The 26,370-nt window shown below is 44.5% G+C and carries 22 protein-coding genes; 3 read left to right on the top strand and 19 right to left on the bottom strand.

The annotated features are described in order from the left end of the window. Positions 1 to 20: 20 nt before the first annotated feature. The 19 genes from ATB76_RS22660 to ATB76_RS22570 all read right to left on the bottom strand — a co-directional run bounded on the left by ATB76_RS22660 (position 21) and on the right by ATB76_RS22570 (position 21,416). The gene (locus tag ATB76_RS22660; RefSeq protein ID WP_005381144.1) at positions 21 to 1,064 is read right to left on the bottom strand and encodes a rod shape-determining protein; all 1,044 of its coding nucleotides are present in this window, start codon (positions 1,062 to 1,064) and stop codon (positions 21 to 23) included. Positions 1,065 to 1,216: 152 nt separating this feature from the next. Further along, complete coding sequence (locus tag ATB76_RS22655) at positions 1,217 to 5,635, bottom strand: DUF6701 domain-containing protein (protein ID WP_061036140.1); 4,419 nt, start codon at positions 5,633 to 5,635, stop codon at positions 1,217 to 1,219. 8 nt (positions 5,636 to 5,643) lie between these two features. Beyond that, positions 5,644 to 6,087, bottom strand: coding sequence for a hypothetical protein (locus tag ATB76_RS22650; protein WP_005444353.1), 444 nt, complete (start codon positions 6,085 to 6,087; stop codon positions 5,644 to 5,646). Further along, positions 6,077 to 6,790: a prepilin-type N-terminal cleavage/methylation domain-containing protein gene (locus ATB76_RS22645; RefSeq protein WP_009698816.1), complete on the bottom strand. Its 714-nt coding sequence runs from the start codon at positions 6,788 to 6,790 to the stop codon at positions 6,077 to 6,079. Before ATB76_RS22645 ends, ATB76_RS22650 begins: the two co-directional genes overlap by 11 nt. Next, on the bottom strand, positions 6,790 to 7,371 hold the full coding sequence (locus tag ATB76_RS22640) for a type II secretion system protein (protein ID WP_061036139.1): 582 nt from the start codon (positions 7,369 to 7,371) through the stop codon (positions 6,790 to 6,792). The genes ATB76_RS22645 and ATB76_RS22640 overlap by 1 nt, the downstream gene beginning before the upstream one ends. After that, positions 7,368 to 7,916 carry a prepilin-type N-terminal cleavage/methylation domain-containing protein gene (locus ATB76_RS22635; protein ID WP_017187903.1) on the bottom strand — a complete coding sequence of 183 codons (549 nt, stop codon included), beginning with the start codon at positions 7,914 to 7,916 and terminating at the stop codon, positions 7,368 to 7,370. Before ATB76_RS22635 ends, ATB76_RS22640 begins: the two co-directional genes overlap by 4 nt. A 118-nt stretch (positions 7,917 to 8,034) precedes the next feature. Beyond that, a complete protein-coding gene (locus tag ATB76_RS22630) occupies positions 8,035 to 8,265 on the bottom strand; it encodes an MSHA biogenesis protein MshA (RefSeq protein WP_005432800.1) in 231 nt (76 codons plus the stop codon). A 72-nt stretch (positions 8,266 to 8,337) separates the two neighbouring features. Next, complete coding sequence (locus tag ATB76_RS22625; RefSeq protein ID WP_045382729.1) at positions 8,338 to 8,844, bottom strand: type II secretion system protein; 507 nt, start codon at positions 8,842 to 8,844, stop codon at positions 8,338 to 8,340. 290 nt (positions 8,845 to 9,134) lie between these two features. Further along, positions 9,135 to 9,596, bottom strand: a complete 462-nt coding sequence (locus ATB76_RS22620) for a hypothetical protein (protein ID WP_038864562.1) — start codon at positions 9,594 to 9,596, stop codon at positions 9,135 to 9,137. Between the two features lie 4 nt (positions 9,597 to 9,600). Next, positions 9,601 to 10,824 carry a type II secretion system F family protein gene (locus ATB76_RS22615; RefSeq protein WP_038879730.1) on the bottom strand — a complete coding sequence of 408 codons (1,224 nt, stop codon included), beginning with the start codon at positions 10,822 to 10,824 and terminating at the stop codon, positions 9,601 to 9,603. Between the two features lie 8 nt (positions 10,825 to 10,832). Beyond that, positions 10,833 to 12,557 carry a GspE/PulE family protein gene (locus ATB76_RS22610; RefSeq protein WP_039975676.1) on the bottom strand — a complete coding sequence of 575 codons (1,725 nt, stop codon included), beginning with the start codon at positions 12,555 to 12,557 and terminating at the stop codon, positions 10,833 to 10,835. Further along, entirely contained in the window at positions 12,554 to 13,651 is a 1,098-nt protein-coding gene (locus ATB76_RS22605) for a tetratricopeptide repeat protein (RefSeq protein ID WP_061036138.1), read from the bottom strand. Before ATB76_RS22605 ends, ATB76_RS22610 begins: the two co-directional genes overlap by 4 nt. Then, positions 13,642 to 14,481, bottom strand: coding sequence for an AAA family ATPase (locus ATB76_RS22600; protein ID WP_038864571.1), 840 nt, complete (start codon positions 14,479 to 14,481; stop codon positions 13,642 to 13,644). Before ATB76_RS22600 ends, ATB76_RS22605 begins: the two co-directional genes overlap by 10 nt. A 45-nt stretch (positions 14,482 to 14,526) precedes the next feature. Further along, complete coding sequence (gene mshL, locus ATB76_RS22595) at positions 14,527 to 16,161, bottom strand: pilus (MSHA type) biogenesis protein MshL (RefSeq protein WP_038879737.1); 1,635 nt, start codon at positions 16,159 to 16,161, stop codon at positions 14,527 to 14,529. A gap of 20 nt (positions 16,162 to 16,181) precedes the next feature. Further along, positions 16,182 to 16,514, bottom strand: a complete 333-nt coding sequence (locus ATB76_RS22590; RefSeq protein WP_038864575.1) for a hypothetical protein — start codon at positions 16,512 to 16,514, stop codon at positions 16,182 to 16,184. Then, complete coding sequence (gene gspM, locus ATB76_RS22585; protein WP_038864576.1) at positions 16,507 to 17,157, bottom strand: type II secretion system protein GspM; 651 nt, start codon at positions 17,155 to 17,157, stop codon at positions 16,507 to 16,509. The genes ATB76_RS22590 and gspM overlap by 8 nt, the downstream gene beginning before the upstream one ends. Continuing rightward, the gene (locus ATB76_RS22580) at positions 17,154 to 18,602 is read right to left on the bottom strand and encodes a hypothetical protein (protein ID WP_061036137.1); all 1,449 of its coding nucleotides are present in this window, start codon (positions 18,600 to 18,602) and stop codon (positions 17,154 to 17,156) included. The genes gspM and ATB76_RS22580 overlap by 4 nt, the downstream gene beginning before the upstream one ends. Positions 18,603 to 18,613: 11 nt before the next feature. Then, the gene (gene csrD / locus ATB76_RS22575; RefSeq protein WP_038864578.1) at positions 18,614 to 20,623 is read right to left on the bottom strand and encodes an RNase E specificity factor CsrD; all 2,010 of its coding nucleotides are present in this window, start codon (positions 20,621 to 20,623) and stop codon (positions 18,614 to 18,616) included. 250 nt (positions 20,624 to 20,873) lie between these two features. After that, positions 20,874 to 21,416 carry a single-stranded DNA-binding protein gene (locus tag ATB76_RS22570; RefSeq protein ID WP_038864580.1) on the bottom strand — a complete coding sequence of 181 codons (543 nt, stop codon included), beginning with the start codon at positions 21,414 to 21,416 and terminating at the stop codon, positions 20,874 to 20,876. A gap of 280 nt (positions 21,417 to 21,696) precedes the next feature. Here ATB76_RS22570 and ATB76_RS22565 point away from each other — a divergent pair, with 280 nt between their 5' ends. The 3 genes from ATB76_RS22565 to uvrA all read left to right on the top strand — a co-directional run bounded on the left by ATB76_RS22565 (position 21,697) and on the right by uvrA (position 26,336). Continuing rightward, the gene (locus ATB76_RS22565; protein ID WP_038864583.1) at positions 21,697 to 22,341 is read left to right on the top strand and encodes a LuxR C-terminal-related transcriptional regulator; all 645 of its coding nucleotides are present in this window, start codon (positions 21,697 to 21,699) and stop codon (positions 22,339 to 22,341) included. A gap of 161 nt (positions 22,342 to 22,502) precedes the next feature. Beyond that, complete coding sequence (gene galU, locus ATB76_RS22560) at positions 22,503 to 23,375, top strand: UTP--glucose-1-phosphate uridylyltransferase GalU (protein ID WP_038864585.1); 873 nt, start codon at positions 22,503 to 22,505, stop codon at positions 23,373 to 23,375. Between the two features lie 138 nt (positions 23,376 to 23,513). Further along, entirely contained in the window at positions 23,514 to 26,336 is a 2,823-nt protein-coding gene (uvrA, locus tag ATB76_RS22555) for an excinuclease ABC subunit UvrA (protein WP_061036136.1), read from the top strand. Positions 26,337 to 26,370 lie beyond the last annotated feature (34 nt).

Raw genomic sequence — 26,370 nt, 5'->3', positions numbered from 1 at the left:
GTTGAGCTTCACCACACACTTTATTCTTCAGAGAAGAGATCGCCACCATGCATGTCGATCATTTCTAGTGCTTTACCACCGCCACGAGCCACACACGTTAGTGGGTCTTCAGCGATAACAACTGGAATACCAGTTTCTTCCATTAGTAGACGATCTAGATCTTTCAGTAGTGCACCACCACCTGTCAGAACCATACCGTTCTCAGAGATATCAGACGCCAGTTCAGGTGGGCACTGTTCTAGTGCAACCATCACTGCTGATACGATGCCTGATAGCGGCTCTTGAAGCGCTTCTAGGATCTCGTTTGAGTTCAGGCTAAAGCTGCGTGGCACACCTTCTGCAAGGTTGCGACCACGAACTTCGATCTCTTGAACTTCATCACCTGGGTAAGCCGAACCGATTTCGTGCTTGATCTTTTCAGCCGTTGCTTCACCGATCAAACTACCGTAGTTACGACGCACATAGTTGATCACAGCTTCATCAAAGCGGTCACCACCGATACGTACAGAAGAAGAGTAAACCACACCGTTTAGTGAGATAACGGCAACTTCTGTTGTACCACCACCAATATCGACCACCATTGAGCCTGTTGGCTCAGAAACACGTAGGCCAGCACCAATTGCCGCCGCCATTGGCTCGTCAATTAGGTAAACTTCACGCGCGCCAGCACCGAGTGCAGATTCACGAATCGCACGGCGCTCAACTTGAGTCGAACCACAAGGCACACATACAAGTACACGTGGGCTTGGTTTTAGAATGCTGTTGTCATGCACTTGCTTGATGAAGTGCTGAAGCATTTTTTCTGTTACGTAGAAGTCAGCGATAACGCCGTCTTTCATTGGACGAATAGCTGAGATGTTACCCGGTGTACGACCAAGCATCTGTTTTGCCGCATGGCCTACAGCAGCAACGCTTTTTGCAGAACCTACACGATCTTGACGAATAGCAACTACAGAAGGTTCATCTAGAACGATGCCCTGTCCTTTTACGTAAATTAGAGTGTTGGCAGTACCTAAATCGATAGATAGGTCGTTAGAAAACATGCCACGAAGTTTTTTAAACATATTCTTCGCTCATCCTGCAAAAATTTTAGAAGACAAAAATTGTCCTAAATGTACCAATGCCTCGCTGTCACAGCAAGGCATTGGTACACAAACATGAGCAGAAAGCCTCAATTTCTTGCAGTTTCCTTACTTAACGCAAGAAACCTAACTTGTTACTGTCCGGTTAAGCCCGGTTCTCCACGGTAAATCACGCGATCATTACCACGGTGAATACCAAACGTGACGACCGATGATGGGTTTTCTTCACCAGCATTATCTTTATTCCAGTTATATTTAAGCCATGGTAAGCCATTTGCAGAGGCATCAAGATCTAACCAAACGCGCGTCTGCTGACGATATGACTCCGCTTCTTTAGCCGTTACCGTTCGAGAGTAACCATCAGAAACTTTACCACCAGCTCCCAATGTAACCGCTTTAGGAGCTGCATCATTACCTGTTGGCCAAATATGCGTTTCAGCAGCAGTGATACCTTTCACATCAGTTTGGCTATCATCAGGGTTGGCGATAAAGCGGCTACCATTCCAGTATTCAACTCGCAAAGGCACTCGGAGTATCGTTCCTTGATTACCACCAACATCATCTAGGTCTACACGGCCAAAGCGGATGTCTGGTTGAGTCGGCAATACTCCCTCACTCCCATCGATAGATACTGGGTCCGTATTCTCCGCGGCTTTGATTGATATCACCGTATCTTTAACATTCTCTTTAAAGTTAAGCGGACCATCTGGATAACTTGTGCCAGAACCTTTTAATAGCTCTAACCCATCCGTCGTTGAACCAGTAAACCTACCTAAACTTCTTGAAGAGACATAAGCTGCACCATTATTTACCCAAATCCCCGTATAGGTTTTGTTCAAAATAAAACGAGACTGATAAGAGCTAGTATCTTTCAAACCAAACTTTGCTTGTAAGCCACTAGAGAAGAAAGCATAGTTTGTTAAAGCGCCTTTACCCGCATTTAATGCCTCAACATAAAACTCCTCGACTCCAAAGCCTTGTCCCATATAAGCAAAATTTTCTTTATGTGAGTAAGCCCATTGATTTCCTTTCGCTTCATCAACTCGGAAATACTTAGGGTAGAAACGACCAATATTTTCTTCTGCTGGCGTAATGGTGAAAGCTTTACTGCCGAGATACGTTTCAGGTGGTGTAATCGTAAAGTCAAAAGCACCAACTTCGGACACAGTTTGTGTCACTGACCCCGTACCATTAGTTAGCTTGATATGATCGTATGTAGTCGTCCCTAAAGTGCCAGCAATCGCACTATCAAACTTTGGGTAAGACACTTTATGACTAATCGTCAGACCTGATTGTTGATAGTTTTGTGCAGGCTTCTTGCCATCACCAAATTGATAAGCCGTCACTTTCATCGTGAACTCTTCTCCAGCAGCAACAAGTTTCTGGCTACAAGAGCCTGAACCACACAGACCACCATCAACCGTCAATTTGAGATATGCTGGAAAACTCACAAAGCTATTCTGTCCTAACGAGTCCTTTTCATCTTTTATTTTCGCCTTCAGCGCGACTTTACCTGCCTCTGGATACTTCAAATTGAAATAAGCTTTGCCTTGCTTGTTAAAGTAGACATCGGCAACCTCAACAGTATTTGTCCCAACTGTAACCTCGTGACTAAAAGTGCCATCTCGCTTTTTGAAAGAGACATAGGCGGGAACTGATACTGCATTGCTTGTAGGTTCGATTCTTTCAATGGATAGCTGAACATCTCGATTTTCGCCGTCACCGCCCTGTTGGCTTGGTGAGCTACAAAACTCCAAATAAGGCGAACTTTGGTTGCTATATTGTGCCTGTCCTTTGGTATTGAAGAATGGCTTACCAGCAACCTTATCTGGAACCGTTACACCCAATGCCGCAGAGTTAAATACGATATTACAGTTTTGCTCAGATAGCGGACCACCAGCGATACGACACTTCGCACCGTCAAAACCAAACTGCGGAACCGAGCTACTTGCAATACCAAGCTTTGCTGAACCTGATTGGAATGCTTGTAGCTTCAATGAAACAGAATCAGAGAACGTAACACGATCGTCACCTTCCCATGCGACAAGGGAATCTGATTGCGGTAATAAGGAAACCGTCACAGGATCAACCGTTGCTCCTGGGTTAGAGCTCAGTACTGAAGATGGGTACGTTTTCGAACAAGAAGCATCCATACACGCTCGTAGTGTTACCTCGGACGCCTGACAAATACTGCCAGTACCAGCGTAATCAAATTCGAAGTGGTGAATGCCTTCCGTTATTTTCTGGTATTTGTCAGCACAAACTTGGAAGTTATCCATTTCGTGTACGTTGGTAATGTCACCAGTCGAGGCGGTAATCGACACGCGGAAATTTTCTGGAGGCGTGCTTTGCCCAAAACCTCTCATAACATCAAATTTGGAGATCAATGTTGTCCAAGAGTTCGCACTACCTATCTTACGCTGAATCGTAATGTAGACTTTACCTTGCTCTTTTGAGTCAATGATAACCTTATATCTGTGTTTTAGATTAGTACGGTTATCTAAGTCACCAACATTGTTGTTACCTTTGATATAACGGTAGCCTCCCATCCAATGCCCAGAATTGTTCTTAATCCCAGAGCCCCGAATTGCGACTGCATTTGGTCTAGATGGTCGATTTGGGGAATCGTCAAAACTACCTTCTCTTGAGTAGTTGCCGTATTCATCGATACCAAACCCAAGCCAACCGCCAGCAAAGCCTTGTATGTTAGGTTTCACACCATAGCCAAGTGGACCACCAAATGCCCCAGTTTGTGGCGGCACATTAGCATCAGATAAAACCAATGCCACACCATCAGCCCCAGATCCGGAGTGCGCATAGTGGTCAAACTCCACTTCAAGATAGTTATCTTTCGAAGGGAATAGATAGTTGTATGCCGATGCTGTTGCTTGATTTCTTTGAGACGAGTTTAAAACGAATCGTCCACCAGATGGTGTAGGTTTGATGCTTTGCCCAAAGCCAATAACAGACCAGTTGCTAATATCATTAGCATTAAAGTCTTCCATTGGAAGTAAGTTACATTGTGTTGGTTCAGGGTCAGGGGGGGTAGTACCACAAAACTCATAGAAGTCATCGTAACCGGATCCTGAACTTACATTAACTGGACATTCGCCTTTTGATTGGGAGCTGTTACAACTTGGGTCATTTAACCCACAAAACGCAACCAAATTTCCGTTGTAATAATATGAAGAGTTCAACTGCCCACACAACGTAGAGTTGTTAGAAATACTGACATACTTGTTACTGGGAAAACCTACTGCTTTCATGTCAGCAAGAATTTTCGCTCCAGAAAGTGCCATCCCTGTATTTTTGGTACTTACAGTGCCAAATACAGAGGCATTTGTGACATGCAGATACTTTTTAGTTGATACATCATCACCAACAAATGAGTTGTTAATATTTGCACCATCACCAGAGCTTGACGCTTCTCCACAAATATAGGAGTTATTAATTACGTGAAGGTACTCTTTAACATTAACATCACCTTTAACTTTAGAGTGCTCAATTCGCCCACCTTCATTTGCACTAGAAACAGTGCCTGACACTTGTGAAGATTGCACATCGACGTATCCCTTAGCAGCAATATCTCCGCCAATTTGGCTGCTATTAATTGCCATGCTCTGATTGCGCCCTTGAGTATTATCAATATCGCCAGACACACTAGAGTCAGATACACGAATAAAACCTTTGGCGGTGATATCACCAGAAACAGACGAGTTATTTAATACTTCAACCGCAGGGTTACCACTGCTACGAGAGGTAACATCTCCATTCACATTCGTATTATTGAGTTGCACATAGTCTTCAGAAAATATGTATTGATTGATTCTGTAGTTAGTCACTTTTATGGATTCTTGAGCACTAACATACCCAGAAATGAGATGCGTGCTGTTTGATACAGCCTGAATACCACCGTGGGAAGAGGAAATGTGTCCGCCCACATCACCATTCGTTGTTTTTATCTGATCTCTCGCCTCGATATACGAGCCTACATCAACATTATTCAGTGTCACCCCACCGGCATAGCTATCAACATAGCCACCAACATCACTGTTGGCACCATTAATGTGCTTTTGAGCTATGACACTTTCTCCAACATTGACATTATCAAATACAACATCATTGTTAGAGCTCCTTATAAACCTAGATACAGTAGCGTCTGTTAAATTGATGTAACCACCATTATCGATACTACCGTAAATATATAAGTTACGAGCACTAAAAGAATTTCGGTCTAGGTTAAGGGAAAGATTCCGATTACTACTACCAATCGTATTATTACCACCGAAAGAAGAATATCGATCCAAATACAGTTGTGATACATAAGGACCGGCAACAATACTATCGCCATAATTTAGATTAACGCCTACTGTACATACGTAAGTGGAGTAGTTGCTTGTATAGTAGCCATTATTGGGGCAAGGACTATTCCAAGCCACATATTCATTATCGCTCCAAGACCAACGAGGAGTAAGGTCATACATAACTCCAGCAAGAGATTGAGCAGACAGCAAGCTATATGTGAGAGCCCCAAATATTATTCTCTTTTTCATTATTTTATTTACTCCCTAACCCAAATCTCTTGTTGGCGCTGTACTTGTGCAACCCCAGAACCACAAATTGCTGTGGCTTGCACTCTGAAAAGAGATTCAGCTTCAGAGGTACCTGCGTTAAAGGTACCGATATTTGAACATGTCATAGTATTGATTCGGCAACCCGAGCCTTGTGTAATCTGTGTAGGAGGAGATGTATTACCGTTTTCAATCTTAGAGCAAACATCAGCGATGACGGAGCCATCTGTGTTTAATGGATAAAGCTGAGTTAGTGCCCACTCATTGGCAGATTGAGCAATAAACCAAGCTTTGGTGCCTAAGAATTCTCTCGTTAATGTACTTTGGTTTGACCAACTTACTCTCATCAAAGAGGCAGCTAAGTACCCCATCACAATGATGACAAACAACACGACGATCAGAACACTACCTTGTTGGATATTTCTACGGAACATTGAGCACCTGCACGTCTTGTTGGTAAACACTACGCTCCCCGTTTTGAGTGAACTCTAAATTGATGTGTACAAGACCACCACGCTGCAGCGTTGGCTCTAGATAGTGCATATCACTTACAGAAGTATCGACACTATCCGCGACTGTAATTCCATTGCGCGTTATTTGATTATTTTCGAAGCAGTAACGTACTTCAGACTTATCTTGATAGACGTAATGACGGCTCGAAATAGAAGAGCCCCCAATCGTACTGGCAGCTCCACTAATAACAAAGACATCACCAGTTTTGGCTAGACCACCAACATTTAAACTTTGTGAAGAAGAAGGTTGCAGATCTTCATAACGGCTCGGATTAATAACCATCCAAGCGTTAGCGGGCATTGGGTTTAACGTGGCGTCATTGCCCAATAAGAACTCCAAGTCGTTATTTGTCAGTGTGTAGAACCCTGAATACTCAATAGGTACAAACTCTAAACACTTCGTCGTGTCATCAGGCTCATGAAAACTATTCGGTACCGCATGGCGAATTTCTCGAGACATTTTCTCCAACACAAACTGGGCTTGAGTTTGCATACGTTGTCGGTCAATTGTATCCGCGTAACCTTTCATACCAAGCTGAACATAACCCGCAATACCCAGCATGATAAAACTCCCGATCACAATGGTGACGATCATTTCCATTAAGGTAAAACCACGAGCTTTCATCAGTAGTTTCCTCTTATGGCAGTGAGTGTTAATGGCTGAGTGTTGCTTGCAAAAATAGTAATAGTGATTTTTTTATAGTTAGTGATGCCTGTCGTTTTTGCCGTAGATAAGTTGTCGTACGCAACTCCGACCTCAACACGGAAATTGCGATATTTATCTTCACCGCTCTTCCCTAACACATCAGCAATACTCCCACGCTTCGCTACTTGGCACTGACCTACCGTTGTAGACGTACTCCAACACCCGATATAGTCATCTACATCATTAAAATCATTAGGCGTTGCCTCCAAAGAACCGTCGAGTTTTCTATCAGCACCTAATTTACTAACCTCAGTGCAATTCACACCGCTCTCACCACATCGAACAGTACCACCATCGAAGTCACTGTTTTCATCAAAGCCGCGCGCCAATATTTGCGACATAAATCCCTGCCCTAAGGCTGCTGCACGCATTTGATAATGAGGCATTGCTGAATCACGAATTTGAGGAACTAAAAAAGACGTAAACGCTACCATCGCAATCCCCATAAGAACGATGGCAATGATCATCTCAATAAGCGTCATACCAATGTGCTTTCTCATGAGCATGCTCCCTCCGAAACATAACCCTGAGGGTTGATCAATACTCGGCACTGGCTTTGACTGTTTTTATCTTGAATAAGAATAGAAATACCAGCAGAGGAAACATTGAGAGGATTACCCAATAGATCAAATTCAATGGGACTAGAGGCACCATTAATAATAGAAAACTGTGCTGAGTTATCGACAACAACATCGCTTCGAGCATCTCGTTCCTTACTAGCCAGATTGCACGCTGCACTGGCTCCTATACAAGTACTCGTAATCGATAGACAAAAGTTAGTGTAGCTAGAGTCCTCTCCAGCTTTGTAGCTACTGGGTAGACATCTTTCAGGATAAGACTTGTTTGGGATATTGATATTCGACTGCATGCGATTCACTTGAACTTGGCGAATCACAGAAATGGCTTGTTCTTGAAGTGCAAATGCAGACACACTGCCTTTGCCCATAAAACGGCTGGCAGCAAAAAGGGAGAGAATAGATAAGAGAACGATCACTAAGATCAATTCCATCAAGGTAAACCCTAATGTAGAGCTGCGAATTTTCATAACCCAACCTTAGGCTTAGGACAAGCGAAGTAAGTATACGATGAAATTATGAGAATAATGATAGGTTTATAAGTTTTAAATTCGAACTGTGAGCTGGTGTTCAAATAACCAATAAAGGTTATTTCTCCCCTTTTGAGCGCTCCAATTCTTCTTCAATTCGATCGTAAGTTTCTTTGTTGCTTAACGTCTCAGAAACGTGCTCAGCGGTTTGCTTAGTTTGCTCCCACTTTGCTTCGTAAGTTTCTGGCTCGAAGCTGATAAATCTTGGTAATACCACATAACCGATCACACCCAAGATGATCAGTACAACCACAAACTCTATTGCACTAAGACCCGATGATTTACGCATATGTACTATTCCGAGATTCATCAAAATAAGGAGATAAAGGCCAGACTAGCTGACCTTTATCCAACGAACCACTTAAGATTTATTACAAGCAGTAGCTGCTTCTGAATCTTCTCCAGGTGTGATCACTTTGCTAAATGCCGGAGTGTTAGCATCTTTAGCTTCAGTATAACGAACACATTTTCCTGTATAGTTACCAATACCAAATACAATGGTACCTGGTGTAGTTACAGCGGTGTCTGTTGCAACTCGAGTTGTTGTAGATAGTTGAACCCAATCATTATCTAGACCTTGAGTTGCTTTAACAATACCAGTTGCATCAGCCGTAGGAAAACCTAATAAAACCGTAATATCTTCTACCTTTTTACTAGGATCGACTGAAGTCTCAATGCCATCAATCGCAGACTTACCGAATACAATGCCTGACGCACCATCCATTGCGCCTTTTAAGCCTTGAAGAGCTGACTCACGAGCATCATCTTGCAGGTTAAGGAAACGTGGTGCTGCAGTTACCGCTAGAATACCTAGGATTACAATTACCACTACCAATTCGATAAGGGTGAAACCACCTTGTCTTTTCATTGTTTACTCTCTCTATGTAAGCATGCAGAGTGACTGCAAAGTTTTATCGGTCATGCGACCATTTTGGATAATGTCAAAACGGTGTGGCATCTCAACGATAAACCAAGGTTTATCCATTGAGCCCTTTTTCTACCGCTTGAGCAGAATGACGATTCGCCATTGTTAAGTTAAAGCCGAGATAAAAAGTGAATCACCTTGTGGTTTACTTTTTATTACAACCTTTTGCTTATGGTAATGTTTGCATTATACCGACTTTCATTCCTATTTATAGTACTAAAGTGTCAAAAAAATCACTCCGCCGACATTTCGACGTCTATTTTCAGACGATTAGCGTTCGATATAACAACAACTCTCTGTCCATTTTCATAAGTATAGTCACATGTATAACTATTACTTTTAATTGCTCCACGAATTTCTAACAACTCGCTCGCCATAATTTTACGTTGCGGGTAATGGACCGCCAACCAATAGTCACAATCGAGCGCACCGCTTGATTTGAAAGGTGACACTAAGCCCCCTTCTGTCATATTAAGCTCAAAACCGTCCATTAACAGCAACTTAGGCTCTCCATGAACGAGCCAAGCTTGGTGGTATCGTTGCACACTATCTTGCATCCAAACCTTAGCAAGTTTCGCTCCTGTTTCTTGCGCTTCTTGCTCTATCGGTTTTAACTTTTGCATAAATGCGGCAAGCACAATAATTCCAACGACAGCTGCAAGAATCAGTGTCGCTCGACTTTGATTTTCAACCACCCCGTTAGCCGCCTTTGATGATGTCCAGCATCCCCCACATCGGCAGGAAGATACCCAATGCCAGTACCATCACCATGCCCGCAACAATGACCAAAAGTAACGGTTCTATTCGGGCAGTCAGGGTTTTTAAGTCGTAATCTACTTCACGGTCATAAAAGTCCGAAACTTCCAATAGCAGTTCATCAATTCGACCCGTTTCTTCACCCACGGCAATCATCTGGATGACCAGAGGCGTAAAAATCTTACTGTTGATTGCCGTGACAGAAATGGTACTACCCGCTTCAATCGCCGATTTCATTTCAAGAATTCGGTTTTCTAAGAACTTGTTGCCAAGCGCTTCACCAGCCAATGCAAGTGATTGGTTTAGAGGCACACCGGATTTCAGCATCAACGAGAAGGTTCTTGAAAATCGAGAAAGCTGGGCACGGTTCACAATGTCGCCGACAATGGGTAATCTCAAGCGCAGTTTATCGAACTTCTCTCGCCCATCTGCAGTTGCAACCCAAGAGCGGAAGATTAAAAACGCACCAACGATGGCAGCAATCAACAAGCCCCAGTAATTAACAAAAAAGTTAGACGTCGCAATCAAGACTCGTGTAGGCAATGGTAGCTCCACACCGAAACGAGTGAACATCGAGGCAAATTCAGGGATGACCAGAATGTTCAAAATAAACATCGCAATGGTAATAAAAACAATCACAAAGGTTGGATAGCGCATTGCAGCTTTGATGCGCTTACGCGTTTCCAGTTCTTGTTCGTAGTAATTGGCTAGTTGCAGTAACGCCTCATCAAGACGACCAGTGTTTTCACCTACGTTGATCATCGACACAAACAGCGGACTGAACACTTTGGTATGAGGTTGCATTGCGGAAGAAAGGCCACGACCGTTGCTTAACTCGGCGACCACATCTTCAAGCGCTTCTTTCAGTTGCTTGTTTTCGCAGTTTTGTAGCAAACCACGCATAGAACGCAGTAGCGGTACACCCGCTTTGGTCAGACTAAAGAGCTGACGAGAAAATAAGATAATGACTTCAAGCGGAATAGCAGGCACAAACAGTTTGGATAAACTGACTTTGCTCTTTACCCCTTCTTTCTCTAAACGCAGGTTTAAGGGAATAATACCCTTGTTCATCAACGCTTCCGCCGCCGATTCTGAATTTACAGCCTCGACTTTACCACTGGTTGATGAGCCGTCTAAGGTGCGGCCTTGATAACGAAAAGTTGGCATTCACTTACCTACATTAGAATTGGATCGATTTTACCGGAAGCATCGCCTTCACCCAGAGCCATCACTTCATCCAAGCTGACTGAGCCTTGCAATGCGAGTTCCATTGCAGAAGCAAGCAGCGGCTTGTAGTTGCCTGAACGTCGAGCCACTTGAGCAAAACCCACTGCGTCGTTTGCACGTAACTTATCCATCATTTCATGCTCAAGCTCGAGCATTTCAAACACACCGATTCGGCCTCGGTAGCCCGTTAAGTTACAGTTTTGGCAACCGACACCTTTATGGAAAGTCGCACCAACTTGATTCGGGAATCGACCCGCTAGCCATTGTTGGCGAGCACCATCAAGCTGTTCTGTCGTTTTACAATCCGAACAAACGCGGCGCACTAGACGCTGAGCAACCACCGCGCGCACGGCACTTGCCACCAAGTAACCAGGCGCACCCATGTCGATCATACGAAGAGCGCTATCAACAGCATCGTTAGTGTGCAAGGTACTTAATACCAAGTGACCTGTCAGTGCGGCACGCAAACCGATTTCGACCGTCTCTTGGTCACGCATCTCACCAATAAGAATGATATCCGGGTCCTGACGAAGGAAAGTTCGCAGCACGCGAGAGAAAGTCAGGTCAATTTTGCTGTTGATTTGAACCTGAGTAATACGAGGTAATCGGTATTCCACCGGGTCTTCTGCGGTAATGATCTTTTTACCCGGCTCGTTCAATTCACTCAATGCGCCGTAAAGCGTGGTGGTTTTACCAGAACCCGTCGGGCCAGTAACCAAGATCATGCCGTGAGGGCGAGACAGTTGGCGACGAAGACGCGAAAGCAACTCTGCGGGTAAACCGGAGTCCTCAAGCTTACGCAAACCAGAGGATTGGTTGAGTAGACGCATTACCACCGATTCGCCGTACTGAGTCGGCAATGTCGACATACGAATGTCGATCGACTGACCACGTACTTTGATATTAAAGCGACCGTCTTGTGGCAAGCGCTTCTCGGAGATATCTAAATGCGCCATCAATTTAAGACGAAGTACCAAAGCTGAAGCAATGTTGACTTCGTTCAGTAACGTTTCATGCAACACACCATCGACGCGCTGACGCAAGCGTAGGACTTTGTCGTCTGGTTCAATATGGATATCCGAAGCGCCCACTTGAACCGCATCTTCAAACATCGAATTAACCAGCTTAACAACCGTAACTTCTTCGCTGTCTGCTCCGTCAATACCGTAATCAAATGCCTCGACATCTTGGTGCTCAGCTTGCAACTGCTCGGCAAACGATGCGATTTCTTTGGTTCGGCGGTAGTAACGGTCAAAGCTTTCAACCAGTTGACGCTCAGGGGCAATGATGAATTCCAGATTGTATTCGCCCAACAAGTTCATTAATGACTCTTGAGTAAACAAATCCGCAGGATCACTCATTGCAACACGCAACGTATCACCATTTTGAGCGACGACCATGGCACGTAAGCGTCGAGCATGAACTTCAGGAAGAATCGGCACCGCCTCTGCATCGACAGGCGCACGACTTAAATCAATCAGCGGCAAACCCAGTTGCTGCGATAAAAACTCGAGCATCTGCTTTTCACTGATAAAACCAAGGTCAATCAGTGCATCTCCAAGCTTCTGTCCTGTACTATGCTGCGCTGCTAACGCTTGTTGTACTTGGTCTTCAGAAACAATACCTTCTTCAACCAACAGATCGCCAAGTCGTTTTCTCAACTGAATTCTCATTGCGCATTCTCCAGTTGTTTTAAGATGTTCAGACGATCACGAATAAATGCCTGAGATTGATTTGAGATACCCACTTTACCCAGCGCCTGCTGATAAGAAGCAATCGCCAATGTAAAGCTTAAAGCGCGTTCCTGTTGAATCGCGAGGCCTAGCCACCAGCGTGCATTTTCTGGTTCACGCTGCGTCAGTAACTGGTAGCTTTCCAGTGCAATGTCATTTTGCTTTTGCTTTTGAGCCAATGCAGCACGCATCGCAAGGTAATCACGAGTCGGTGAATCCGGCAGGTAGGCTAATGGACTGAGTGCTGCTTCTGGTTGATCTGCTTTGACTAAAAGCTTGGATAACGCTAAACGCAAACCTTGGTTATCTGTATCGAGCTGAATGCCAGCTTGTAGAATTTCATAAGCTTTGCGTGTATCCCCTTTACCAAAGTAAAGCGCCGATAGCTTCTGGCGAGCTTCGACGTTACTTGGTTGATAACGCAATGCTTCGGAGAAAGCAGCCAGTGCTGTCTTCATGTCATTGGCATCCATGGCTTTGTCTGCACGACCTAGCGCTTTCTCCGCCAACTGTTGATGCGTCAACTCCACTTGTTCAATACGCATTGAACTGTCTTGTACTGCCGTTGATGTTTGTTGCGTATTGCCACTCAAACTCGCTAATAAAATAGGCTGCTCTTGTGCGCTGACGACTTGCTTACGAGGCTCGAAGTCGTCGACTTGTGGAACCGCTTTCACCACAGGAACTTGTACCGTTACTTTGGGTCTTTCAATTCTTTGCGCATACACCACATTGTCTAACTCAGGCGTCACCTTACTTGTTGGTGAGTGGCTCACTTCAACCACTTGAGCGGAAGGACGATTAGCCTGACTAACGGACATCACGGTAGTCGTCGCCATGTTTTCAACGGGCGCTGGACCTTGAGACACAGCCCATCCGCCGACGGCTAAGCTCAATGAAAAGCCACCAACGAGCCAAAGCCACGGTTTGCTACGTGAGATACTCGGAATATCGGCCTTGGTTAAATCCGAAGGCGATTCTTTTTCAGCAAGTTCTGATAATGCTTTATTGATGGCACTCAAGGTTAGCTCCATCCCCAAAATCTTGGAGTTTTAAACTTAGGTTTACGTGCATCGAAGGTATCGTGCATCGCAACGTAAACGTGTTGATTTTTCAAAAGCGTACAACGGTCATTAAACGCCGAAAGCAGGGCTTTATGGCTAATTTGGTTAATCAAACGAGGAATTCCCATCGCCGAACGCCAAATGGCTTTCTTCTGCTCTATTGAAAAGATATGCGCACCATTACCGGCCTTGTCTAAACGGTTATTGATGTACGCCACCCCTTCTTCAATAGAGAGAGGGCGAAGTTGGCAACTGAACGTAATGCGTTGACGAAACTGTCTGAGTTCATGCGTTTCTAAACGCTCATCCAATTCAGGCTGACCAAATAAAACCAATTGGATCAGCTTATCTTGTTCGGTTTCTAAGTTGCCGAATAAACGTAAAGTCTCGAGTGCTTCTGTTGAAAGCGCTTGTGCCTCATCGACAATAAGAACAGTGTTCTTACCTGAAGCGTGTACTTCAATCAGATGCTCTTGAATCAGTGAAACGATTTTTAATGGGTCGGTATCTTCGATGCCAAGCTCTCTTGCGACTGCAAACTGAAGCTGCTCACCGCTCAATACTGGATTAGGCAAATAAACCAATTCCACTTGTGATTCGATTTGCTCAATCAGCTTACGGCAAACCATCGTTTTACCTGTGCCGACTTCCCCAGTCACCTTGATAACCCCTTCTCCCATTTTGACCGCAGCCATAATAGTTTGAATGGCCTCATAATGAGGGACTAACCCCAGAAACATTTCTGTGTTTGGGGTTAGAGAAAAAGGCTGAACTCGAAATCCAAAATGCGACAAGTACATAGTCGAATCACAAAACCACGTTTAAACGACACTTCCTAACGCTGATTACTCAGCGTCAGGGAACCACTCTTGCAATAAATCACGTGAACGCTCTAGCTCTTTCTGCCACGTGTTCACACCAACAACCGTTGGCTTTAGCAAAATAACCAACTCTGTTTTTTGCGTCACATTGTTGATGTTGCGGAATAAATTACCAAGCGCGGGTACATCACCTAAGAACGGTACTTTCGATACTTGCTCTAGGTTTTGCTGCTTCATCAAACCACCAATAACAACCACATCACCATCTTTTGCGCGAATTACAGAATCAGATTCACGAATCGAGCTTTTCGCTAGTGGAAGTTGGATATTTTGGAAGTCGCCACCAAGGTTGAGGTTCTTAATCTCTTCTTCCACTTCAATAACTGCAGGATGAACGTGCAGGAACACATTGCCTTTATTATCGATTTGCGGAGTCACATCTAGAGAGATACCAGAGAAGAAAGGTGTAAGCTCAACTTCAGGCACCGCGTTGGAGTTCTCGCCATTACCTGCATTACTTGACAGCTCGGTAACGAAGTACTCGTCGGTACCCACCTTAATGACGGACTTTTGATTGTTTGCTGCGGTGATGCGCGGGCTAGAAAGCACGTTCAAATCACCTTGAGTGGCCATGAAGTTCATTACCGCTTCAAAGTTACCATCAGAGAAAGTAACGTTAGTTTGTCCACCGAGTAGCGAGCCAATTGCATCTAAAGGTAGTGTCACTGGGTTTCGGTCAACGACAACACTACCCGAGTTACCAATAGAGGCTGACATATTTGACCAATTGATACCCTGTTGGTAACCGTCACTTAATGTGACTTCTAGAATTTTTGCTTCCAGAATAACCTGACGTTGCATACGTTCTTGAGAGACACCCAAGAACTCACGAACTTCGCGAATCTCATCAGGGAAGGCACGAACGGTTATCACACCAGCTTGTGGGGTAACGACAACACTCTGGCCTTTGCCAGATCCAATAAGGTTCGCGACCGCTTGTTGCAGCATCGGCCAAAAATCACTTTCTGTGATAGTTTCAATGCGAGTACCACCTGTCGATGTTGTCGAGCTGTCGCCGTTATCGCTGTTTGAATCTGACGAATCAGAATCATCTGAGCCACCACCTGAATTTGATGTACCCGCAGACGTCACCGACCCAGTTACAATGCTAGTTAATGAACGACCAGAACGCTTGAACTGTAGGTAATCGACAGGAATCGTAACTGTGCGCATACCTGCTGGGTAAATTTGAATCACTTTGCCTGACTTCACAACGTCATAACCATACATGTTTTGTACGACATTAAGAACTTCGTCCAGTGTCACGTCTGATAGGTTAACCGTAATATTGCCTTGTACAGCAGGGTGGATAGCGACACTGTATTCCGTTCCTTTCACTAAGGAAGCAAAGAAGCTGCGCGCTTCAACTGCATTAGCTTGGATACGGAAACGCTTCAGAGTGCCTTGCTGAGAAGAAACACTGCTGTCTAGGTTCGGCATAAGATCGGCTTGCACAGAAGAAGGGATATCTTCAAGTGCACGACTGTTTGCTTCATTGATAGATTCATTCAGTGCTTGCTTCACTTCTACTGGGTCACGGTGACCCATAGAACAACCCATTAAGGAAGCAATCACTATTCCTACAACTAATTTGCGCATATCTGATCAGGCTCTGGTTATTATTTTTTTACGTTCAAACCAAAAAGCTCTAGTTTCCACTGACGGTCACCACGCTTTAAAGTTACAAATTCACTATTGATACTGGCTACTCGATATCCGTTAAGTTTCACGCCAGGCTCGACAATACGGTTATTCAAAATAGCGACACATTCAGTGTTCGGCTTACATACGATGCTGTTGAGCGTTGGTAAGCGGTACTGTTTTGCTTTCGGTTTGGCTTGCGATTCTGTCGCTGTTTTTTGCCAGCCAAGAGGCGCTGTTGGATCTTGGTTGGCCCAACTAGAACCGGCAGCAACCACAAGAACAAGTGAGGTAATGAGTTTCTTAACCACCAATAAACTCCTCTCTAGAACCTAATGTGTACACTTCCAACACCAACTTCGCTTTTGGATACGCTTCAACTTTATAACTGAAGCTGCGCCAGTAGTAACTTGCTGGCAAGCTTTCTAATTTGGTCAAGTAGTTAGCGATGGCAAAGTAATCACCTGTTAACTCCATACGCACTGGGTGCACGTAGTATCCGGAGTATTGCGACGCTTCTTTATCTTCCGTTATCGGCTCCGCAGGCAATGTCTGAAGCGACAATAAATGAATTCCGCTTTGCTGCTCTAATACACTTTCGAGCAAAGCTGCCATCTGTGAAGGTGTAATAAGATGTTCAATGATCTCTGAAAGCTGCATCGACAGATGTTGACTCTCCGTCAGCAATTGGGAAATTGCTTGATCAATCTCTGCGTTAGGATCCTTTTTCAATTGAGCCTGAATACGCAAAATGTCAATTTCGGTTTTTTGATTAGTCTGCTTCAAGTTACTCAAGAGTTTGTCGTTACTCACCACTTCATTGAGCTTTGGTTCCAGTACCAAAGTAAACAGCAGCATCACGACAGTGACCAATCCACATAGTGCGATCAGAACTTTTTCGCGTGCGCTCATTTCATCAAAGCGCTCTTCTAAAGAAAGCCAGAATTCGTTCATTTTTCTTCTTTGCCTCCGCGCGTCTTCAATTCAAAAGTCACGATATTGTCGTCATTACGACCAATCTTCACATCATCAAAGGTACGACCAATTAAACTGATCTCATTCTTGAACTGGCTGACCCAATTGGGAACAGAACTTGGCGTTCTTGCCAGACCTTTTAAATCTAATGTGTTGTGGTCGATACGAATTTCAGACAAAGAAATATTATTGCTGCCAAGCTTAGCGAGCGACTGCATCACGCCCGAATAACCTGTGCGTTGGGAATCATCATATTTACCAACGGCTTTCAGTGAATCACGCTTGGCTTTTACTTCACGCTCCAGACGCGCTTTGGCAGCGAGTTTATTGGTGTTTGGTTGATGCTTGCGTAACTGAGCTTGGTAACGATCTAACTCAGATTTCATGATGTTGCCTTTGCTTTTTACAATGGCGATTTCATCTTCTACGCCATCACTTTGCCAAGTCACATAACCGTAAGAAAGGAAAATAACCGCGGCAGCCACCCCCCAAGAAATCGCCACGTTTTTTAGCGTTAGCAGGTTCTTTTTCGGTTTTAAGAAATCTGGATACAGATTAACGCGTCGAGTATTAGACGTTGCTGCCGTATCGGCTAAGACATGGCCAGAAGGTTCATGATCTTCAGCCAATAATGCAGAAACCTTCGTGCTTAAACGATAGTTAAGCGACTCAACCAGTTCATTTTCATCTTCATCATCACAACATACTTTCAACTGATGCAATTGCACGTGGCGAAGTTGAGAAGAGAGGTAATCAATTGAGCGTTGCAACTCAAGAGATAGACTGTCCATCTGCAACTCGCTAGACGGCACACCTGTTAGTGGTGGGGTGACACTGCGAATAGAGCGGTGGAATGCGATGGTATGCTCGACAAACGCACTGATGCGGAAGTGTCCTCGAGCACTGCGTTGAAGCAATAAAAAGTTGCCAAGTTCACCAGAAGTATCCCCCCAAACGTCATCTTCAGGAATGATCGCTTCCAAAGGCAATTGAGCTCGACTTGCCAACAATACCAACTTATCGAGGATCTTTCGTGATAAGACGTAAGCTTGAACTTTGTTTGAGTTGGGTAACTCAACCGCATCGGCAATGATGTCGATCGCACGTTCAGAGATCAGCTCTTTTAGCAAGAATGGTAGTGCAGCAGGCCATTCATTACTCGGCATCGCTGGCTTATCAATTTGATACATCTGATAGTAGTTGTGAGAAAGCACAACCGCTAAAGAATCGTAAGAGCTTGCAGCAACGCTTAACGCTTGCTCACATGCGCGCTCCCAATTCGATTCTGAGATCTCAAACTTGGATGGTCGACTGCTTTTAAGGGGTGATGATAAATAAACTGCGTCTGGCTGAATAACCAAAAAGCAAGTGCGACCACCGACCGATGATCGCTTGAGCTTGTCGAGTACTGCTTTAAAATCCATGATTATTATCTTTATTTTTTTCGCCAGCGATTTCTTCTTCCCAATTTCACTTGAGATTCAGATTGAGAAAGTTGCATGGATTCAGAGCGAGGAAGGTATTGCTCTTCTGAAGAGAAATAACGTCCTTGCCCACCGTGAACCCCCAATTCAATTAGGGTGTTCAGCTCGTGCTTATTCTCAATTCCCACTGCTATTATTTTTGTTTTACTGTTTGCGGCCGCACCCAACATACTGCGAACAAACAACTGGTTCTCATGTCTCTGGTCGATTTTTGTTACTAAGCTGCGATGTAGCTTGAGATAACGAATGTCCACTTCTTTTAAGTAATGCGTGCTGACGATAGTACGCCCCGCTTGCCCAATCATAAGGTGGCATTCTAAACCGGCCAGCATTTTAGCGACTGGTCGCATAAAGTCTAAGTGTCTTACAAATTGTGCTTCTACAAACTCAAAAATGAGACACTTTCTTTGCTCTCGTGACAACTGTAAGAGTTCATCACGGAACCATTTGAAATATTCTCGATGCCCAAAAGGAATCACATTGAGGTTAAGAACATACGTCTGACTACTATCGAAGTTGTGTTTAAAGTCTTTTAAGAATTTATTAACAACTGCGCGGTCCATTTGCGCTTCATAACCGACTTGTCGCACCGCTGAAATAAAACGAGACGCTTTCACAATTCCATTTTCTGGATCGCGAATCCGACATGTTAACTCGTCGTGCAAAGGTTTTTTATGCGCCACATCACTTATTAGATAGGCAGATTGTGCGTAGAGTATCACATTTTTAGATGTGAGTGCTGAATCAAATAACGTACGCCATCTCACACTCCCTCGAGCATCTTCATCATGATTCCACTTTTTAAAGCGGCTCCAGTTGTTATTGTTCTGTAACTGGGCACTACGTAACGCCGTCTCAGCCTCATCAATGATTTGGCTGTGACGCTCACCCTCTTTATAAGTCGTGATACCAATGTGGCACCAGTTATCCAACTCTAACGGATATGGCGGGTGAAGCTTTTCCAATTGGCGAATGCATTGAGAAGCTAAGTTAGCCACATCTTTTGCGGATTGATGAGGCAAGAAAAGTGCAAAATCGGCATTGTAGTAGCGAGAAAACACCACGTCAGGATAACGCTGAACTAAATTGGAAAGTAAGCTACCCACTTCCACAATAAACTCATCACAGGTTTGCTTGTCCTGCTCTTCTTCTACAAGTTTCCAGTCTTGGATTCGAATCAGTAGTACCGCACCGCGTGCACCACTTTCCAACAAGGCTGATTCCAACTTACTGTCAAACAACACTCGGTTCGCCGTTCCAGTAAGTTTATCGAGGAAAGTTTGAGTACGAATAAAGGTATCGAATCGGCTACGTTCTTGACGCGCATCCTGCAACTCTTCAATCAACACATCGAGCGCTTCACTTGCCGTGTAAGGCCATTCTCGCTCATCTCCCTTTGCATATTGTTCAACGCGGCCAGCCAAAATCATTCTGCCGCGCTCTTCAAGCATTTCGGAACCTGCCAGTTGCTCTTTTAGCCAAGCAACACCGCGCATTAAACAGAAGATGATCAGAACCACAGCAAGCGTGATAGACCAAAGCGCTTGCATTGAGTAGCTGTAACCTAGATAGGGAGGAATAACCTTAAAATAGATAACATAATCTTGGTTGTGAGTAAGTGGGTACTCTTGCTCAAACAACACTGAGCTGTCTATTTTATGGGTAGTGTCTTTGAAGCGGTAAACCACGGCATCATTCGCCGAGAGGGTCATCTCGACAATGTTGCTGGCTTGAAGCATTTTCGGCATCCAGCGCTGCATCGAGTATGCGGCATCAGGATCTTCCATCTCTTTATCAACAACCTCAACGATCCCTTCCAAATAATGGGTGAGATACTCTTGCCCTAGTCGTTTAAAAGAGAGGGTGCCGCCGACAAACAAGATAAACATTGCGCATATGACGATCATAGTGACAAAAGCCACCAGCCGCGTGCTTAGCTTAAGAGTTGGGGTATACCTCATGAATACCAAATTCCTTTTCTATTCATCATATACCTTATTGAAATATTTATACTTGATAAGCGTTCAGTAAACAATCGTATTCGTGTGAATGTGAGAGACTGAGGCGGAAAGAAACAAACCATCATTCGATATTTGAGAATGAAGGTCTTCGAATTACAATTCGAAATGATTACAGTCCTTTCAGACAAACCATGAAAATAAAAAAGCCGCGAAATTCGCGGCCTTTTAAATGCAATCTTGAAGACTCTACTTAGAACGGAATGTCGTCGTCGAAGTCCATTGGTGGCTCGTTGTATTGCTGCTGTGGTTGCTGCGGAGCCTGTTGTTGAGGTTGCTGCTGTTGCTGTGGAGCGTTGTACTGCTGCTGAGCTGGTTGTTGAGGCTGACCCCAACCGCCTTGCTGTTGCTGCTGTTGACCACCCATAGGAGCGCCACCTTGAGCACGACCGCCTAGCATTTGCATTACACCGTTGAAGCCCTGAACAACCACTTCAGTAGTGTAACGGTCTTGACCACTTTGATCTTGCCATTTACGAGTTTGAAGTTGGCCTTCAACGTAAACTTGAGAACCTTTACGTAGGTACTCACCTGCTACTTCCGCCAACTTGCCGAATAGTGCAACACGGTGCCACTCTGTTTTTTCGCGCTGTTCGCCAGTCGCTTTATCACGCCATGACTCAGAAGTCGCAATCGTAATGTTTGCAACTGCACCGCCATTAGGCATGTAACGAATTTCAGGGTCGTTACCTAGATTCCCCACCAAAATAACTTTGTTAATTCCACGGCTGGCCATGATGTGCTCCGTTTCACTCTGGATATATATGTAAAATTTTAGCGCATAAGAATACACGCTTTGATGTTTTGATTAAAGCCTAATCCCATTGTGGGTTGTCATTGAAAGTTGTGGAATCGAAATCTCACTTCAACTCCAAGGCGTAGCATTTTTGATTCGTTTTGCAGACATCGTTTCGTGAACCTTTGAATCTCAACGCATTTCTTATTGAACCCTATGGCTCTGATTTATGTTTGATGCCAACGTATTCAGCGTTATGAATTCAAGGAGAAAAGACCGCGTGAAAAAATCGGCTTATGCGAGAAAACTGTTTCTGATCAGCATGGAAGACCATGCAGAGAAAAAAGTTGAAGACTTGGTCAAATACACTGACATTGATATTCCAGTGATCTCCACCGAAGCGCTTATGGAAGCCAATCCCAAACATCGTAATAAGATCTTAATGATCGATTTCAGTGAGCACAAATCCTTGGTTCAGTCGATTAAGAACCTTCCGTTAATATGGAAAAACTTTGAGACCGTTGTATTTAACGTCCCTAAGCGTTTAACCACAGATGAACTATTAGCGTTTGGTCAATTAAAGGGAGTCTTCTACCAAGAGAGCTCACTTGAGCAAATCGGAGAAGGGCTAAAAGGCATCGTAAACGGCCAAAATTGGTTGCCACGAAACGTAACCAGCCAACTTTTACATTACTATCGCAACGTCATAAACACACATACTGCGCCCGCTACTGTCGATTTGACTATTCGTGAACTGCAAGTATTACGCTGCCTTCAAGCAGGTGCATCAAATAATCAAATGGCTGAGGAGTTGTTTGTTAGCGAATTCACCATCAAGTCTCACTTGTATCAGATTTTCAAAAAACTGTCGGTTAAAAATCGCGTGCAAGCCATCGCTTGGGCTGATCAAAACTTGATGTCTTAACCAGCAGAGCAGCACAAAAATAATTAAAGGTGTGTTGCTCATGCTTCTTTGCACTTCCTGTCTCACATTTTTTCCTACTTAATTCATGATTCATATGCCGCTCTCATGTTAAAGTGTCGCTCAGATTCTTTATTAAAAAATTGAGAAAGGATATTCCCCCAATGATTAAAAAATGTCTGTTCCCTGCGGCGGGCTATGGTACGCGCTTCCTTCCGGCGACAAAGTCCATGCCAAAAGAGATGATGCCTGTAGTGAACAAGCCGCTAATTGAATACGGCGTTGAAGAAGCGATTCAAGCTGGTATGAATGGCATGTGTATCGTAACAGGTCGTGGCAAACACTCGATCATGGATCACTTCGATAAAAACTATGAGCTTGAGCACCAAATCAGCGGCACTAACAAAGAAGAACTGTTAGTCGACATTCGTGAAATCATTGACTCAGCTAACTTTACTTACATTCGTCAACGTGAAATGAAAGGCCTTGGCCATGCGATCCTAACGGGTCGTGAACTGATTGGTGACGAACCATTTGCCGTTGTACTTGCGGACGATCTTTGTGTGAATGAGCAAGAAGGCGTACTGGCTCAGATGGTGGCGTTGTTCAAACAGTTCCGCTGCTCAATCGTTGCGGTTCAAGAAGTACCAGAAGAAGAAACACACAAATACGGCGTTATCTCAGGTGAGATGATCAAAGATGATATCTACCGCGTAGACGACATGGTTGAGAAACCAGAGCAAGGTACAGCGCCAAGTAACCTAGCGATCATCGGTCGTTACATCCTGACGCCAGATATCTTCGAGCTAATCGAGAACACAGAACCAGGTAAAGGTGGTGAAATCCAAATTACTGACGCTCTGCTTAAACAAGCAAAAGCAGGCTGTGTATTGGCGTATAAATTCAAAGGTCAACGTTTTGACTGTGGTAGCGTAGAAGGCTACATCGAAGCCACTAACTACTGCTTCGAAAACCTTTATCTAAAGGATGAGAAAAAATCAGAGCTAGGTAAGCACGCAACTAAGAAAGAAGCGTAATCATCCCCAAACTATTGATTATAAAGCCTGACTAACCGTCGGGCTTTTTTCTTACTGTTTTTTTGTCCAGTATTCCCTTTGCACATTTCTCACACTATGTAATACTTGCGTGACTTGGTTATACATAGAGCAAAAACGATGGATAAAATAGAAGTTCGCGGTGCCCGCACCCATAACCTCAAAGACATCAACCTTACGATCCCCCGCGATAAACTGACTGTTATCACTGGTTTAAGTGGTTCTGGTAAATCTTCTCTCGCTTTCGATACCTTGTATGCGGAAGGCCAGAGACGTTACGTTGAGTCATTATCCGCTTACGCTCGTCAGTTTTTATCTCTTATGGAAAAGCCAGATGTCGATCATATCGAAGGCTTGTCTCCAGCTATCTCTATCGAGCAAAAATCGACGTCACACAACCCTCGCTCAACCGTCGGTACCATTACGGAAGTCTACGACTATCTGCGCCTGCTTTATGCTCGTGTTGGTGAACCTCGCTGCCCGACTCATCATACGCCGCTTGCTGCTCAAACCGTCAGCCAAATGGTCGACAAGGTTTTAGAGTTGCCAGAGGGCAGTAAAATGATGCTCCTTGCTCCTATCGTAAAAGAGCGAAAGGGTGAGCATGTTAAAACGTTAGAGAACCTCGCTGCACAAGGGTTTATTCGCGCACGCATCGACGGTGAAACTTGTGATCTTTCCGATCCACCGCCACTAGAGCTACATAAAAAACACACGATTGAGGTGGTTGTAGATCGCTTTAAAGTGCGTCCAGATTTGCAGCAACGTTTGGCAGAATCATTCGAAACCACATTAGAGCTTTCTGGTGGTATCGCAGTTGTTGCGCCAATGGATGGCGACGGTGAGGAAGTAATTTTCTCAGCAAACTTTGCCTGCCCACTTTGTGGTTACAGTATGCAAGAGCTTGAGCCTCGTTTGTTCTCATTCAACAACCCAGCTGGTGCTTGTGGCACTTGTGATGGTTTAGGTGTACAGCAATATTTCGATCCTAGTCGAGTGATTCAAGATGACTCACTCAGCTTAGCGCAAGGGGCAATTCGAGGTTGGGATCAGAAAAATTACTACTACTTCCAAATGCTAACAGCCTTGGCGGATCATTATGGCTTTGACCTTCACGTTCCGTTTAACTCCTTACCAAAGAAGACCCAAGACATTATTCTTAAAGGTTCTGGGCGTACCGAGGTTGAGTTCAAGTACATTAACGATCGTGGTGATATCCGCGTTAAACGCCATCCATTCGAAGGAATCCTAAACACCCTTGAGCGTCGTTACCGCGATACCGAATCAAACTCAGTACGCGAAGAGCTTGCAAAATACATCTCAACCAAATCTTGCTCAAGCTGTGGTGGCACTCGTTTACGCCTTGAAGCTCGCAATGTTTTTATTGCCGATACAACATTGCCAGAGATCGTTGAACTCAGCATTGCGGATGCATTGGATTTCTTCGATACACTGAAGCTAGAAGGTCAACGCGCTCAAATCGCTGAAAAAGTGATGAAAGAAATCAATGACCGTCTGCAGTTCTTGGTTAACGTTGGTTTGAACTATCTAAACTTGTCACGCAGTGCAGAAACCCTCTCAGGTGGTGAGGCGCAACGTATTCGTCTAGCGAGCCAAATTGGTGCTGGTTTAGTGGGGGTAATGTACGTTCTGGATGAGCCATCAATAGGCCTCCACCAGCGCGATAATGAACGCCTATTGAAGACCTTGACCCATCTACGAGATTTAGGCAATACGGTATTAGTTGTTGAACACGATGAAGATGCTATTCGTTGTGCTGACCACGTAATCGATATTGGTCCCGGCGCAGGAGTGCACGGCGGTAACGTGGTCGCGGAAGGTACGATGGAAGACATCATCGCTAACCCGAACTCACTAACGGGTCAGTACTTAAGTGGCGCAAAAGAGATTGCGATCCCAACAAAGCGCACACCACGAGATCCAAAGAAAACGGTTGAGTTACTGGGCGCTACTGGTAATAACCTTAAGAATGTCGACCTTTCGATTCCAGTTGGTTTGTTTAGCTGTATTACGGGCGTATCAGGCTCAGGTAAGTCGACTCTGATCAACGATACCTTCTTTAAGATTGCTCATACTCAATTGAACGGTGCAACAACGGCGCACCCTTCACCTTATAAATCGGTCAAAGGTTTGGAGCATTTCGATAAAGTTATCGACATCGACCAGAGTCCAATAGGTCGAACGCCACGTTCAAACCCAGCGACTTACACGGGTATCTTTACCCCGATTCGTGAGTTGTTTGCAGGCACACAAGAATCGCGCTCTCGTGGCTACAAGCCGGGCCGTTTTAGCTTTAACGTGCGTGGCGGTCGCTGTGAAGCATGTCAGGGTGATGGTGTAATCAAAGTAGAAATGCACTTCCTACCCGACGTCTACGTTCCTTGTGACGTATGTAAGGGTAAGCGCTACAACCGTGAAACACTTGAAGTGCGTTACAAAGGCAAGACCATTGATGAAGTACTGGAAATGACTGTAGAAGATGCACGTACCTTCTTCGACCCTGTCCCAGCCATTGCTCGTAAACTGCAAACGCTAATGGATGTAGGTTTGTCTTACATTCGCTTAGGTCAGGCAGCAACCACGCTCTCTGGTGGTGAAGCACAACGTGTGAAACTAGCACGAGAACTCTCTAAGCGTGACACGGGTAAGACCTTGTACATTCTGGATGAGCCAACAACGGGCCTGCACTTCCACGACATTCAACAATTGCTGACCGTTTTACACCGCCTGCGTGACCACGGAAATACAGTCGTAGTTATTGAACATAACCTTGATGTCATTAAGACAGCAGACTGGATTATCGACTTAGGACCAGAAGGCGGCCAAGGTGGTGGTGAGATAATTGCACAAGGAACACCAGAAGATGTGTCTCAGATCGAAGGTTCACACACAGCTCGCTTCCTTAAGCCTATGTTGAAGTAGAAAAAACAGGTAAAGTACAAAGACCAGCCATTGC

The organism is Vibrio sp. MOR3, assembly GCF_001557775.1.
GTDB classification, from domain to species: Bacteria; Pseudomonadota; Gammaproteobacteria; order Enterobacterales; family Vibrionaceae; genus Vibrio; species Vibrio jasicida.
The sequence above is the reverse complement of the archived record's forward strand: the minus strand, read 5'-3'. Positions and strand labels throughout refer to the sequence as shown.

Bases quoted from the DNA above. Each gene is read 5' to 3' on its own strand.
- csrD (WP_038864578.1), bottom strand. From the start codon at position 20,623: ATGAGGTATACCCCAACTCTTAAGCTAAGCACGCGGCTGGTGGCTTTT.
- ATB76_RS22615 (WP_038879730.1), bottom strand. From the start codon at position 10,824: ATGCCAACTTTTCGTTATCAAGGCCGCACCTTAGACGGCTCATCAACC.
- ATB76_RS22645 (WP_009698816.1), bottom strand. From the start codon at position 6,790: ATGAAAGCTCGTGGTTTTACCTTAATGGAAATGATCGTCACCATTGTG.
- ATB76_RS22650 (WP_005444353.1), bottom strand. From the start codon at position 6,087: ATGTTCCGTAGAAATATCCAACAAGGTAGTGTTCTGATCGTCGTGTTG.
- ATB76_RS22605 (WP_061036138.1), bottom strand. From the start codon at position 13,651: ATGGAGCTAACCTTGAGTGCCATCAATAAAGCATTATCAGAACTTGCT.
- ATB76_RS22660 (WP_005381144.1), bottom strand. From the start codon at position 1,064: ATGTTTAAAAAACTTCGTGGCATGTTTTCTAACGACCTATCTATCGAT.
- uvrA (WP_061036136.1), top strand. From the start codon at position 23,514: ATGGATAAAATAGAAGTTCGCGGTGCCCGCACCCATAACCTCAAAGAC.
- ATB76_RS22630 (WP_005432800.1), bottom strand. From the start codon at position 8,265: ATGCGTAAATCATCGGGTCTTAGTGCAATAGAGTTTGTGGTTGTACTG.
- galU (WP_038864585.1), top strand. From the start codon at position 22,503: ATGATTAAAAAATGTCTGTTCCCTGCGGCGGGCTATGGTACGCGCTTC.
- ATB76_RS22625 (WP_045382729.1), bottom strand. From the start codon at position 8,844: ATGAAAAGACAAGGTGGTTTCACCCTTATCGAATTGGTAGTGGTAATT.
- ATB76_RS22655 (WP_061036140.1), bottom strand. From the start codon at position 5,635: ATGAAAAAGAGAATAATATTTGGGGCTCTCACATATAGCTTGCTGTCT.
- gspM (WP_038864576.1), bottom strand. From the start codon at position 17,157: ATGAACGAATTCTGGCTTTCTTTAGAAGAGCGCTTTGATGAAATGAGC.
- mshL (WP_038879737.1), bottom strand. From the start codon at position 16,161: ATGCGCAAATTAGTTGTAGGAATAGTGATTGCTTCCTTAATGGGTTGT.
- ATB76_RS22600 (WP_038864571.1), bottom strand. From the start codon at position 14,481: ATGTACTTGTCGCATTTTGGATTTCGAGTTCAGCCTTTTTCTCTAACC.
- ATB76_RS22635 (WP_017187903.1), bottom strand. From the start codon at position 7,916: ATGAAAATTCGCAGCTCTACATTAGGGTTTACCTTGATGGAATTGATC.
- ATB76_RS22610 (WP_039975676.1), bottom strand. From the start codon at position 12,557: ATGAGAATTCAGTTGAGAAAACGACTTGGCGATCTGTTGGTTGAAGAA.
- ATB76_RS22570 (WP_038864580.1), bottom strand. From the start codon at position 21,416: ATGGCCAGCCGTGGAATTAACAAAGTTATTTTGGTGGGGAATCTAGGT.
- ATB76_RS22580 (WP_061036137.1), bottom strand. From the start codon at position 18,602: ATGGATTTTAAAGCAGTACTCGACAAGCTCAAGCGATCATCGGTCGGT.
- ATB76_RS22640 (WP_061036139.1), bottom strand. From the start codon at position 7,371: ATGAGAAAGCACATTGGTATGACGCTTATTGAGATGATCATTGCCATC.